This window comes from bacterium, from assembly GCA_021372535.1.
In the GTDB taxonomy this organism is placed as follows: Bacteria; Latescibacterota; Latescibacteria; order Latescibacterales; family Latescibacteraceae; genus JAFGMP01.
In genome coordinates this window covers 1-13,173 of record JAJFUH010000038.1, presented here as the reverse complement: position 1 = coordinate 13,173, position 13,173 = coordinate 1, and the positions used below count along the sequence as shown (strand labels likewise).

Genomic DNA, 13,173 nt, shown 5'->3' with positions numbered 1-13,173 from the left:
AGCATAGGGGTGTTTCCTGTAATTGTCAATATCCTTTTTGATCCGATTAATACATGAATGTGAGCTCAGCCTCCGACTTGATCGGTGGTGAAATGAATGTGCAAGGGGATTCAATGCCGGGTATATCCTGACAGAAAGAAAATCATTCAGTGGCGTAAAATTGCTGTTTAAACGTATCCGGTTATCCAGTTAAATCAGCTAACATGATTGATCCCCCTCGGCTTCGCCGTGTCCCCCTTATTAAAGAAAGGGGGATGAAAGTGCCCAAAAAGCCGCGCCCGCCTTAAAAAGGGGGGATGCCGCAGGCAGGGGGGATCACATACTATCGGAAGAAAGTATCAATTCTGATTAAAAAGGTTTCCTATGCTTATCAAACTGGATAACCGGATAAACGTATTGCGCGGGAGTATGTTCTTGCTGATCGCAGTGGTCTTTGAGATGATATTGGTAAGGCTGATTAATACCGGTGAACTTTGAGGATTAACAATGAAGGAAACCTTTATTCATGGAATTTACCATGAGACAGGCAATGTCCTATGAGAATACCGTCAGTTTATCCTTTTTTTTTCTTTGTTTCCATGTCCGGATATAAATCTGAAATACAGTCGGCGCAGATACCGTGAGTAAAATGTATATCGAGCATCTTCCCGAAATAATCCTCAACTTTCTTCCAGTTTCCCTGATTATCCCGAATTCTTTTACAATTCGAACATATAGGAATAAATGTCTCTTTTTGATCAGAGGTATCATTTACACTATGGTTTTTATGATTTTTCCGCTCAATTTCCCTGGCGACGCCCACAGTTCCCATGAACTTCCTGAAATTGTTTTCAACTACCGAGTAATATCCTTCCGCTGTAACGGTAACAAGAAGCGGAGTTTCAATGTTTGCGGTCTTTACCTCAAACGGAATTGCGGTTTTATTTTTCGCCAGCATACGGATATTATAAGCTTTTGTTTTTCGAGTACCCGTTCTTCTTTCCTTAATTCTGTATACTGCTTTAGGCTTATCCTGCGGGTCAATAATATCCATGATATCGGTGCCGATTAATTCGTCCGGAGAATAACCATACTGTTCTATGGAATCGCTTATGTAGGTGATTTGTCCTTCAGGGTTTAACATGTAAATTATATCGGGGACGTTACTGAGTATCAATTTCAGCCGTTGTTCGCATTCCTTTGCGGAATTTTCAAGAATTCTGTATTTCATTTCCAGCTTTTTCAAAGCTTCCATCGCACTATCCCTTCCCTATACACCTTTTCCCGCAGAAAAAGGAATATTTTTCTTTATAAGCCTCGCGATAAACACCATAGTATGGATATAAACTCTCCATGATCATTAAAAATGCTGATTTACCGGTCATAGACAGCAACACGTTCGTCGATTACATAACAGAGTGCGTGAAATATCATGAAAAACAGCAATTAACATTTGACTCTTACTGAAAATGTGACATAATATTGTTTCATTGATTATCCATGCAGAAAAACATGATTTTAAGAAAATATGTCATTATTTTATACTGTCATATAATTTATGAAAGAGCAAAAAATATTCCAATATTGTGTTTCAATCTTTTTTTTATAATTCCATCACGATATAATTATATGAATACTATGGTGCATTAACTTAACTAATAAGAGTATATCATTTCTTATATCACGAATTACGGGGTAATTACGCAAGGAATATTTTTAATGTTATTTATTTATAACCGGGAGAAGCATCGAAAATAACTGCTCGTTATAAAAAAGGATATTTCTTTACAAGATCATTAAAGTATTATAATTTGATTAAAAGCACATCCGCCCTTATATTAATTTGTAAATTTAAATTCAAATTATTGCTAATGTCAATAAGTTTATACAAATTCTGAAAAAAATTTTCCGGTTTATGCGGTTCCTGGGAATAATGAACATGGCACGGGAAAGGAAAACAGGTATGAACGGGCAGTTTTCAGGTATTTCTCGTCGGGCATTCCTCGGTATGGGCGCTGTCGGAGTTGCCTCGCAGGCTTTAGCAGCGAATCCGAAGAAAAAATCCGGCAATGAACTCCTCAATATCGGCCTCATCCTCGGCGAATGGAGTCATTCGGAGAATGCATGGACACGCATGATAAACGGTGTGCCCAATGTAAATGATGTGCCTTATACTCCAAAAAGGACAGGTATGTATTACACCCATGTATGGCATATCGATCAAACGGTCGCGAAGGCTTTCGCCGATCGTTTCAATGTGCCGAATGTTGTTAAATCGTTCGATGGCATGGTCGGCAAGGTGGACGGTATCATAATCGATGTGGTTTTCCAGATACCATGGACGTACAAGCTCGCCCGGCCCTATCTCGAAAACGGCATCCCGGTGTATATCGACCGGCCGTTCACCGATTCGCTCCGTAAGGCGCGCGAGATGACCGAACTCTCGAAAAAATACAACACGCCTGTATGGAGCGGCTCTTCCCTCGAACATATGTGTGTAACATATGAAGCAATCGGGCACAACCCGCCGGAATCTATCCTCGGGTACGAGACATGGAGCGAGGGAGTGCCTGATTATTACACGCACGGCCTTCACGGTATCTGGTGGGCATACAGGACCGCCGGCGGCGGTATTCATGCAATCGCCCAGAAAACGGACGACTGGAGCAAAGGCTCCGGCACATCGACGATTGTCTATAACGACCGTGGAAAAGGGCCGTTTCTCGGAACGATTAATCACACATCACGTGACAATACCCTCATTTATACACAGTTCAAGGGGCAGGACCGCATATTTCTGTGCGATGGCCAGACAAACTGGGATGAATTCGTTTATGGGCCGATGCTCACCAGAATACAGGGGATGTTCGAGCTCGGTATCGGGGGTATGCCCGAAACCCATGAATCCCTGATCGAAAAACTGCGGCTGTTTCTTGCCGGTTTCCGCTCCATACTGCGCGAAAAAGGCGAGTTCGTGGAGCTCAAATCACTCGACGAGGACTGGTCGGTCGGTTGTCCGTGGGGTCAGAGCTATATGCCGGGCATGGAAGCCTATCAGGCTTATACGAAGCTTCTGGGAGCCGAGAAAGGTGAAATCAGGCCGCCGAAATGACTGATCGCTCCCGCCCGTCGTGTGTATCGGAATTCCAAGAAATTTCATTATGGACAGTGCCTTTGGGGTTTGAGACGATAAGTCATATAAAGTGAGATTGCGGTCATGTTTTCGGTTGAGGGGGCTTCCATGGATATGCGGATTAAAGAAGAATTTATACGATTATGGCATAAATATTTTCACAGCGCTGATCTGCCCATCGTATTCTGGTATACTGATGAGGAAAATCCTGCGGAAAAGATGAAACCTGCTGCGGGACACCGGTGTATTATCGGTGAATTATCGAGGGTACGGAGAGGAGAGACGCTCTGTTATTCAGCCGGAGATGTGGGCTGCGGCGGCGGCAAAAAATTTCTCGGCTTTACCGATAAGGTAGGTCCGAATTTTGAGTATTTCCTCTCGTGCGGGATTCCGGGCAAAATGGAAGGTGAACGGTACAAAAAATCTCCCGATCTGGTCTTGAAAGCGCTCAGGGAATCGTCTGTTTTCAAAGCACCGTCGCGTTTTATCGTGTTCAAGCGATGGGACATGCTGGAAGGCCATGAAAATCCTGAAGTGGTTATTTTTTTTGCCGGTCCCGATGTTATCTCCGGTCTGTTTACCCTGGCCAACTATGATCGGGCTGAGCCGAACGGTGTCATTTCACCGTTTTCTTCCGGCTGCGGGTCTATCGTATTCTATCCGTACCTCGAAAACGACAGCAGTTGCCCGAGAGCGGTTCTCGGTATGTTCGATGTTACCGCACGGCCTTATGTTGCCCCTGACATTCTCACGTTTTCGGTTCCGTATGCAAAATTTCTGGGAATGATTGATAATATCGAGGAAAGTTTTCTTATAACCCCTTCCTGGAAAAAAGTTCGTGAACGGATTATGTAGTTATGCAGTATGTCGGTTGACTTCCTCACTCAGAGGAAACAGCATATGAAGTTCGGTGCGTTACGAGATGAAGCAATCATATCATAAGGAAACCAAATGAGTTTTTTGCTGTTAAAAAACTATATGCGGTATTATTGTGTTTTGAACCATTCGTTTTTCTGTTCTTTTTGAGTGTACTCTATATAATAACTATACAAGAAAAGGATTTACCATGAGGCGAAGAAGATTTTTGCAGGGAATCGGCGTAACTGCTTCGGTCATGTCGCTGGGAGGGTGTTCGGTAATGCCCGGCAGAAAAACCGAGTACCGGCCGCGAGGTGTGGTGCCGAAAAGAGCGCTCGGGAAAACGGGTATCGAGGTGTCCATGCTCGGCTTCGGCTCGCATCTCGTTAAAAAGCTCATCGGGAAGCCCCGGCTCAGAGACAGGTTGATCAAACTCGGGTTCGAGGGCGGAATCAATACGTTCGATGTGTATGACCATGCGGGGTATAAACAGTTCGAGCCCATGAGCGAGAGCATCAGGGATTTCCGCAGGGAAGTGATCGTATCGCTCGTTGCGGTGCAGCCGACCCCGGAAATGGAGAATGAGATCGATGGCGCTCTCAGGACTTTCCGAACCGATTACATTGACCTCTATCGTCTCCAGAATGTCGATGACGACCGCATACGGGTTCTGGAAAAAAGCCGTGATTCAGGAAAAATCCGCAAAATCGGCATAGTCTCGCATGACGCAAACCTCATGATGCGGTATATCGACAATTACCGTAATGTCCTTGACTATGTCATGATCATATATAATTTTCATCATAACATGGGCCGTCCGAAAGGCGGGCAGACATGGCCGTGGAACGATTACAATGCGCTTATCCCGCGATGCAGCGGCATGGGACTCGGCATCATCGGCATCAAACCCATGGGAAGCGACGATATGGCTGCTTTTGCGCACAAAAAAGGCTTTTTCAAGGATAAACGCGGTTCTCTCGCCAAGGCAATGCTTCGCTTCATCTATCAGGCGCCCGAGGTGCACTGCACCATGCCCGCGATGAACAGCATGGATGAAGTTATCGCCAATCTCGAATCGGCATATGCTCCCGCCATCTCGCCGGAGGAACGGTCGATGCTCTCAGACTTGAGCAGGGAAGCCGACGCCCTGAAAGGGGCTTATCTGTCTCCCCGCTACCGGTGGCTTGAGAACTGGGCTGTCAGAAACGCATGATCGGTAAAATCACATCAGATACATGGAGCGATAGATAACATACCGCCGTGCGATCGGGAGGAAGAAGATACAGTCGATTCTTTTAATCCGATTTATTCATAAAATTTAATAGAACGCGGATTTTTGCGGATTTATTTTTATTTATATATTTTTTAGGTGTTAATGATTATTAATTTTTAATGATAGTATAAATAATATGTTATTTAAATTTGTGTCTTCGTGGTTAAATATATTCATGAATATTCCGGGTTAAATCAGGCGTGGAGCATTTATATTCATTCTTGAACTCCATTATCATCACAGAATACTATTAATCATACCGGACAATACATGGAACGAAAAAAACTGACAATCATCCATTCTCCGATGAGCTACGAGTTTGTCCTCGATAAAAACACTGTCAGGATTACCAGAAAAACAATCCTGAAGCATCTTTTCAGATACCATGAGGTTGAATTCATCCCCCGGTGCAGTGCCGGGCTTGCCGTTACATTCAGAACGCTCTTATTGACAAAAATTCTGAGCAGGGGGAAATCGGTTATTGTGTACCCGGACGGGCATACTAAAAACATCACGGTATTCAGTCTCATTAAGCCATGTGTTTCATTTCTTAAAAGTACTGCTGAAAAATCACTGGTGCTCCGGGAAATAAAAGCTGCATGCGAAAGGTTTGCCCATGAAATCGAAGACCGTGGAAAAGCCCATGGAAGCCTCACCCGTACGCCGGTTGACTTATCAAAGCCGGCTGTTTATCTGAGGACAAACCTGCAATTCAATGTAACTGCCGGCGGCACAGTCGGACACATCGCGGGCGTGCTGAATAATCTGGGATTTTATGGTCCATCACCGTTTTTTCTGACTGTCGGTCATATTCCGACCGTCGATTCTGCCATTCAGACCATTATCATGGAACCTTCACCGGAATTCGTGGATTTCCGTGAAATCTGGGATATGCACTGCAATACCGTTTTTTTCAATAAAGCATGTGAAGCGCTCTCCGGTACCGAACTGTCGTTTATTTTCCAGCGGTATTGCCTGTATAATTACACCGGAGTTGAATTGTCACGTCATTTCAGGGTTCCTCTCGTTCTCGAATATAACGGCTCGGAAGTGTGGGTGACCGATAATTGGGCACGGCCATTGAAATACAGGCCATTGGCCGTAAAGATAGAACATGTCAATATCCGTTATGCCGATGTTATAACGACCATCAGCAGACCGCTTTTCGACGATCTTGTCAGACGGGGTGTCGATCCGGGGAAAATTGTGCTCAATCCCAACGGTGTCGATCCCGGACGCTATTCACCCGATGTCGATGGTACGGAAGTGCGCAGGAAGTATGAACTTGAAAATTATATTGTCATAGGATTCATCGGCACGTTCGGACCCTGGCACGGAGCAGAGGTTCTCGCCGAAGCATTCGGGATATTGATGGCGCGATATCCGCATTACAGAACGACAGTCCGGCTCCTCATGATCGGCGACGGAACGACCATGCCCCTTGTCAGGAACAATCTCGGAAAAAACAATGTCGAAAACTGCTGTATACTCGCAGGGATGCAGCCACAGGAGGAAGGGCCGAAATATCTCGCCGCCGCCGATGTTCTCGTGTCACCTCATATGCCCAACTCCGACGGGACGCCGTTTTTCGGGTCTCCGACAAAGCTGTTCGAATACATGGCCATGGGAAAGGGTATCGTTGCTTCCGACCTCGATCAGATCGGGGAAATTCTCGAACATGATAAAACAGCATGGCTGGTTCCACCAGGCGATACGGATGCGCTCGCGGAGGGACTGCATGTTCTCATAGACAATGAGCAACTGCGAAAGAGATTAGGCGAAAATGCCCGGAAAGAAGTTGTGGAAAAATATACATGGCGGGAACATACCCGGAAAATCATCGAAAAATTAAAGGAGGTGACGGGCGCGTAAAAAAAAATTTTTCGCCACCTTCCTAATCACCGGACGATTGTGCATAATCGACCGCTTCTTTCATAAAGCTTATGGCATCCCGTATCCTGTCCGGTTCCTCGAAACCATACGATAATCTCAACTGCCTTTTCCCCATGGTTACCATATCCCCCCGTGAATGTACACAGTATTCTCCGGGAATATATATAACCCGCGGTTTCCTGTCATGAGGAGGCCCGTCAACGGAACTGACACCCGTGGTTCTGGTCAGATACCTGAAAAAAGGCGATCCCTCGAACGTATCGACATCCTTGAAGGTCAGATAGAAATAGAATCCGGCCTGTCCGCCGCTGCACGCTGTAATGCTTCCGCCTAACATTTCCTGAATCCATCCTTTGACAAGCCGTGCTTTATCCCTGTATCCCTCATTGACACGGGCTACCTGCCCGGCAACATGATGATCGAGCAGATAACTTGTGATTTCCTGGGAAAGCAGGGGAGCGCTGAAACCGACATCGCTTGTTTTCTGTATCATCGCCCGCAAGAATGGCCCGTCTTTCCCCATCATGTATCCGATCCGCAATGCCGGCGCGAGAATCTTGGAGAGCGTTCCCAGCTCGTATACGAGGCCATAGTCATCAAAATGGAATCCGGACATGAGCGGCGGCACATCAGGGTCATGCACGAGATGTTCGTAAGCCTTATCGAGGAACAGCGGGACAATCCTGCCGAGTTCCTGAGACAGTCTCCCGGCGAACTGAACGAGGTCTTTACGCCGTCGGTTTGACAGTATGGTGCCTGTCGGATTGTTGACCGTCACGACGTAGAGAAACCGTATATCGTTCTTTTTCGCGCCAAGAACCTGTGTTTTCTTTTCGAGCAGGTCGGCCCGGATTCCCTCTTCATCTTCGGGAACGGCGACCAGATCGAATCCACGGCGTTCGAGATAATTGCAGTAGATGTAGTACATCGGATCGGTGGTTATCACAATCCCCGGCTCCATGACATGAGCGATTCCCTCGAGCAGGCTCGTTGCGCCGTTGGGGCCGATGATGATCTCCCGGTCATCGAGAATTGCCCGTGTCAGGCCACCGATGCCATTCTCCCCGTAGAACCGCCGGATGGACCCGATGAGGTTCCGCGAGCCTTTCGAGCCCCCGTAATTGAGCGCCGCCGGGTATTTGTCCGGTTGTGAAAGGACTTGCTTCGTCGCCTCGACAATCAGGTCACGGGGAATTGTCCGTTCATTCACATACCCCACGCCGAGATTTATGTCTTTTCCCTGCCGGAAGTCGTCCGCAAACGAAGCCATCATTCTGTTGACAGGCGAAGGAATGCTCGACAGATTCCCGTATTCGGACAAGAGGATTTCAGTCAGTCGCATATGTCGTTGTAAACCCGATTAATACAAGGAAAATGTGTAATCTTGTTATAAAGATATTTACCACCAAGACACAAAGACACCAAGACACAAAAAGATATAATAATTTATTATTGTTATTCAATGATTGTATTAAACTTACGAATGAGATGTTTGTACAATTTATGTGTCATTCCCGTGAAAACGGGAATCCATCATCTATACTCATGACCGAGCGATGTTATTGCTTCGGCGATTAAACAGTGATATCGGATGATGTCATGCCGAACTTGTTTCGGCATCTATTCCTGCTATTGGTATCATTATTTATCCGCCGGAGCAATAATACTGGATTCCCAATTCACTTCGTTCTTGGGAATGACAATATTCATACAATAAATTAGTGATTATGAGCTCATTGAATTACCAGATAAAATATTTATTCTATATTTGGTAATTATCAACCAATTACATTAAAAACAGATATATATAAAAAACAAATCCGCGTTAATCCGTCTGATTCGTGTATATCCGTGGTCTATCGAATCCTTTGAAAAATCCGGTCAGAATATTCCGGATCATGCGCCGTTCAGCCTTTTTTGAACATGGACTCATCGATCCAGCCCGGCTGGGATGGCGGAGCTTCCCAATCCACGGGTACGGTTCCCACTTTCACCGGCGCTCCGCCGCGCTCGGCATGAGAATAGAACCCGGTCAGGAAGATTTCCGTTTTCTTCCGTATGATGTCAAACGGCTGAAACTGTCCCCCCTCGAAGGTACGCTGCATCTCGATAATCTGGTTGGACTGGTTGAACAGGAGTTCGTCCCGCCAGTTCGGAGTGAACATACGCTCGGTATGAAGGTTATCGTCCGCTCCCATAATCGTTATCGAGTAGAAGTCTCTGCTCGGGGCCCCGTGGATTGCGCACGGAAACGCCGGCTGATTCTCCCATCCCTTGAAGATGTACGTTTCCTGAAGATAGCTATTACGCATGATATCATCGGTCATTACCGCCACTTCGGAGACATCATAACCGAATATCCGAAGCATGGTATACTGCATATGGAAATGCATCGGGTAATCCCGCGCCCAGACAGTGCCGTGCGCGCAGTTGATCCGTCCGATTTTTTTCATGCGCTCCCTGAGCGGCTCGATCTCGTAGAAATGCTCGCCCATGTCTGTCGCCATAAGGGGAGTATTATGCTTTGCAGCGGTATCGAGCATCTCATCGGCGGCCCTGAGTGAATAGGCGAACGGCCTGCTGAGATAGGTGGGTATTCCGGCTTCCAGATAGGGCATGGCGAGCTTGTGATGCCAGGGCACCTCGTTGAATCCGGCCTGAAGGAGCGCATCCACTTTGCCGACCATGCCATCATAACGGTCAACAACGGTCGCACCGAGGGGATCGGCGAACTTGTGGGCCGCTTCCGAGCTCTGATCCCAGACATGCGTGATTTCCATGTTCAGGAACGGGGTGCCGAAATTGACGTGGCTGGCTCCTTCCGGCTTCGGTATGGTAGAGGCAATCAAATCGGCCCATGAATAACTCATGAACGAACCGCGGCCGACACCTATAACGCCGACTCTTATCTTTTTCAGAGGTTTATCGGCTTTCTCTGCCGCAGCCGCGCGGCCTGTTGACATGAAGGCAGCCGCACCTGCTGTTGCACCGGCCGAGATAAAACCGCGTCGCGAATGTTTTTCGTTTGTCATGGCATACCCCACACGTAACGAGTTCTGAAATCACATGGTTTCATTGAGAAATTTCTGCACATCGAAAAGAACGATGGCTCACCGAAATGAACTACCCTGCAGTAAACTGCGAGGTATCAGATCAGGCCTCCTAACCCTTAATCCCTTTCCCCCTGAAAGGGAGCAAGGGAAGTCGATGCGACTCCGGTAGTTACCTGCCCCCGATACGGGGGAAGGTGTGTCACGAAGTGACGGAAGGGGGCTTTTTACCCCGCTGCAAGCTGCGAGGAATTATCTTGATTAAAAGTTAGGCGTTGCATTACCGGGGTGCAACTGTTTTCTGCAGACACGGATACATCCTCCCGGTCACAAAAAAGCCGTCACTCATAAAAAAAACACCCGGCGCTTCCATCATGAAACTCCGGGTGTCGTGTGCAATGCATGTCAGAACCATTACGCCTTTTTCAGGGCGATGTCATACACTTCATTGAAGTCTTTGAAACGCAGGCGGTACTGATACTTACCCGCTGTATACTTTCCGGTATTCCATGTCGCAAGGTGGAATCCCGCGTCACAGATGGCGTTGGTGATTACTTCGAGGTTTTTACCGTTCTGATCGAGTATCTCGACAAAAACCCACCCTTTTTCGGGAACGCTCACCTCGATGGCTAGTTGCGGATAGTACGAAGTGGGATAGTCCTGGTTGAGTACACGGGATGAAGGCCGTGAAGGAATTGCGAGCTTCTTCTCGCTAACGGTGCTGTAATCGAACGGTTCATCACAGAGATGCCAGAACGGTTCATTCGTCTGATGCTTCAAAAGATAAAACGATCTCAGCGGTGTACGAGTGAAGCTTGTCAGCGGGCGTCGGACCGCATAACCATCCTGCCACTCGTATACCGGGATGTTCATCGGGTTCAGCGTGCCAACTTTTCCACGTTCCATGGCAATGTGGAACAATGCGAAATTCCCCGATTCATGACCCCCTAACCAATGGCCAATGTTATCAACGAGATATGGATTCTTTCCAAATATGACGATGTTTGTCATATAATCCCAGGCCCTGCCTATGGGATTCCTGCTGTCTTCAAAACCAAATGGATTGGGACCCCAGTTGAAATCACCGTCACGCCCGTAAATCCCTTCGACAACATGGAGTTTGTAATCCGACGATGCTATATTATCGATTGTCCTGTGTGCCCACATTTCCATGCAGAGAGGATCATACTGTGTTAACAGTTCCGCAGCCAGATTACCGCTCCCCGGGAAATCCGGGACATCGAAACGAGGAAGTGTTCTTTTATGACGGTCGAACATCGGTTCGAGAACATCATGTATTTTAGGATTGATGACCTGTTTTTTTAATTGCTTTTCAAGTTTCTGCATCCTGTCGATTGCCTGCCATTTCTGGCAATATCCCTGAAATGGCGATGCATTCGTACCCTGCAGATTCTTGCAGGTAAGGGTCAGACCCATCTCGTGAGCCTTGAATTTGGCCAGATTGATGTTCCATGAATTCGGGGCATTGAATGGCCACAGATACGGCATCTGTTCATAGACAACACCATCGGGAGTCTCTTTCCAGACAAATTTGCTGGTATCATTGGCATCGTCTTCTTTTGTAATACGGGTCGTTGCGCCGGTAACTGTCGCGCCGGTCCGTTCAGCCATGGCAACATAACCGCGGGGCTCGACAACTCTCGTACCATTGACGTCGCGTGTGTGCATGTTTTTTCCCGATACACCCATTTCCATCAATGAATTGAATATACCCTCAACGAAGAATACATCGGTGCAGATTCCCATAGTATCTTCAAGGGTGAAGCCATTCTTCTCATCGACCGCGTCGTGGGCAGTGAGATTTGCCTTAGTTGCAATTAAGCTGGATACCGGAGTACCCGTATTACCCATGGGGACCAATACCGACCGGCCAAAATCGAGACCGACCTGCTTGCATGCCTCGGAATTGGTCTTGTAATCCACATTCGTCCGCATGATGAAAACCGCTTCCGGGTGCTGTTCAACAAACGGGTGCACGCCGAAATATCCGGAAGGTTTCACCGGGGCGGAAAAGGCTCGTCTGGAACGCGCCAGGCTCACTCCGCCAGCCAGAACCGAAGCCGTTTTCAGAAAATTTCTTCGATCGACCATTTCATGTTTCCTTTCAGGAAATTTCATATCTTGTAAATTATCGATATTGTTAATGCTTACACAGTAAAAAAACACCGGTATTTATGGTAACACTTTAATTCCTTTTCGTCAATATGAATATTTAGTATTTAAAAAGTTTCTCATTATTTATTCACGCGCAAAGGAACGGGATGTTCCATAAAACCTTAAATTCTTTTCTGTTCTGCCCCTTTCTTTATTCTTTTCCCCTCTGTCTCTTTGTCTCTCTGTCCCTTAGTCCCTGTCTTTATTCTTTTCCCCCTTATGCCTTATGCCTTGTGCCTTGTGCCTGTCTTTAACGCCTTGTGCCTGTCTTTCCTCAATTTCTCACCCACTCGCCGAAATCGAACCGGGCGCCGTTGATGATCCTGAACCGGCTCGAAAGCCCGTTGGGATTGGTGCGGGATGCCCAGTTCTTGCCCTTGACAATGGTGAGCGCGCCGGGCTTCATGGCGAGGTACAGGCGCGGCTTTTCGAGGGTGGCGATGCCTCCGCGCCCGATGTCGGTGTTGAGGTTCTTCTGGAGGGCGATGACCGCGATGCCCTTCCTGAGACGGTCGAAGACTGCCTTTATCTGCCCGCCGAGACGGTAGAAATCCTCGTGGATTTCGAGGTAATCGATGATGTTGACCGCGTCCGGGCGGATCACATCGGCGAAGTTCGTGCTCCGCTCGCGGGGGTTGAACCGCCAGTCGTCGAGGGCGACATCGCTGAAGTTCGAGAGCCGTTTCCGGAACTCTGCGGCGCCCATCTCCGAGGTGAAGTAGTGGATGTCGTGACGGGCCATGTTCATGCGGACTACATTGAGGAGGTAGGCGGTCTTGCCTGCGTTCGGCTCACCTGCGATGACCACGACA

General features: G+C 47.4%; 9 protein-coding genes. 4 read left to right on the top strand and 5 right to left on the bottom strand.

All coding sequences use genetic code 11. From position 1 onward, the window contains the following. Positions 1-553 precede the first annotated feature (553 nt). Positions 554-1,234, bottom strand: a complete 681-nt coding sequence (locus LLG96_03840; GenBank protein MCE5249331.1) for a PAS domain-containing protein — start codon at positions 1,232-1,234, stop codon at positions 554-556. Between the two features lie 684 nt (positions 1,235-1,918). Here LLG96_03840 and LLG96_03835 point away from each other — a divergent pair. The 4 genes from LLG96_03835 (at position 1,919) to LLG96_03820 (ending at position 7,115) form a co-directional block, all read left to right on the top strand. Then, positions 1,919-3,091 (top strand): Gfo/Idh/MocA family oxidoreductase, encoded by a 1,173-nt coding sequence (locus tag LLG96_03835; GenBank protein MCE5249330.1) that lies wholly within the window; start codon positions 1,919-1,921, stop codon positions 3,089-3,091. A gap of 129 nt (positions 3,092-3,220) precedes the next feature. Then, the gene (locus LLG96_03830) at positions 3,221-3,967 is read left to right on the top strand and encodes a DUF169 domain-containing protein (GenBank protein ID MCE5249329.1); all 747 of its coding nucleotides are present in this window, start codon (positions 3,221-3,223) and stop codon (positions 3,965-3,967) included. A gap of 211 nt (positions 3,968-4,178) precedes the next feature. Then, complete coding sequence (locus LLG96_03825; protein MCE5249328.1) at positions 4,179-5,183, top strand: aldo/keto reductase; 1,005 nt, start codon at positions 4,179-4,181, stop codon at positions 5,181-5,183. Between the two features lie 330 nt (positions 5,184-5,513). Continuing rightward, on the top strand, positions 5,514-7,115 hold the full coding sequence (locus LLG96_03820) for a glycosyltransferase family 4 protein (protein MCE5249327.1): 1,602 nt from the start codon (positions 5,514-5,516) through the stop codon (positions 7,113-7,115). A gap of 22 nt (positions 7,116-7,137) precedes the next feature. Here LLG96_03820 and LLG96_03815 read toward each other — a convergent pair whose 3' ends face one another. The 4 genes from LLG96_03815 to LLG96_03800 all read right to left on the bottom strand — a co-directional run. After that, positions 7,138-8,478 (bottom strand): pyridoxal phosphate-dependent aminotransferase, encoded by a 1,341-nt coding sequence (locus LLG96_03815; GenBank protein ID MCE5249326.1) that lies wholly within the window; start codon positions 8,476-8,478, stop codon positions 7,138-7,140. 565 nt (positions 8,479-9,043) lie between these two features. Next, positions 9,044-10,168 carry a Gfo/Idh/MocA family oxidoreductase gene (locus tag LLG96_03810; protein ID MCE5249325.1) on the bottom strand — a complete coding sequence of 375 codons (1,125 nt, stop codon included), beginning with the start codon at positions 10,166-10,168 and terminating at the stop codon, positions 9,044-9,046. Between the two features lie 432 nt (positions 10,169-10,600). Continuing rightward, positions 10,601-12,298 carry a hypothetical protein gene (locus LLG96_03805; GenBank protein MCE5249324.1) on the bottom strand — a complete coding sequence of 566 codons (1,698 nt, stop codon included), beginning with the start codon at positions 12,296-12,298 and terminating at the stop codon, positions 10,601-10,603. Positions 12,299-12,635: 337 nt separating this feature from the next. Next, on the bottom strand, positions 12,636-13,173 hold a 538-nt coding region (locus LLG96_03800; protein MCE5249323.1), incomplete at its 5' end, for a DNA primase.

What these genes read in the sequence shown, in the direction of transcription:
- LLG96_03840 (MCE5249331.1), bottom strand. Translation starts at nt 1,234, where the DNA reads ATGGAAGCTTTGAAAAAGCTGGAAATGAAATACAGAATTCTTGAAAAT.
- LLG96_03835 (MCE5249330.1), top strand. Translation starts at nt 1,919, where the DNA reads ATGGCACGGGAAAGGAAAACAGGTATGAACGGGCAGTTTTCAGGTATT.
- LLG96_03830 (MCE5249329.1), top strand. Translation starts at nt 3,221, where the DNA reads ATGGATATGCGGATTAAAGAAGAATTTATACGATTATGGCATAAATAT.
- LLG96_03825 (MCE5249328.1), top strand. Translation starts at nt 4,179, where the DNA reads ATGAGGCGAAGAAGATTTTTGCAGGGAATCGGCGTAACTGCTTCGGTC.
- LLG96_03820 (MCE5249327.1), top strand. Translation starts at nt 5,514, where the DNA reads ATGGAACGAAAAAAACTGACAATCATCCATTCTCCGATGAGCTACGAG.
- LLG96_03815 (MCE5249326.1), bottom strand. Translation starts at nt 8,478, where the DNA reads ATGCGACTGACTGAAATCCTCTTGTCCGAATACGGGAATCTGTCGAGC.
- LLG96_03810 (MCE5249325.1), bottom strand. Translation starts at nt 10,168, where the DNA reads ATGACAAACGAAAAACATTCGCGACGCGGTTTTATCTCGGCCGGTGCA.
- LLG96_03805 (MCE5249324.1), bottom strand. Translation starts at nt 12,298, where the DNA reads ATGGTCGATCGAAGAAATTTTCTGAAAACGGCTTCGGTTCTGGCTGGC.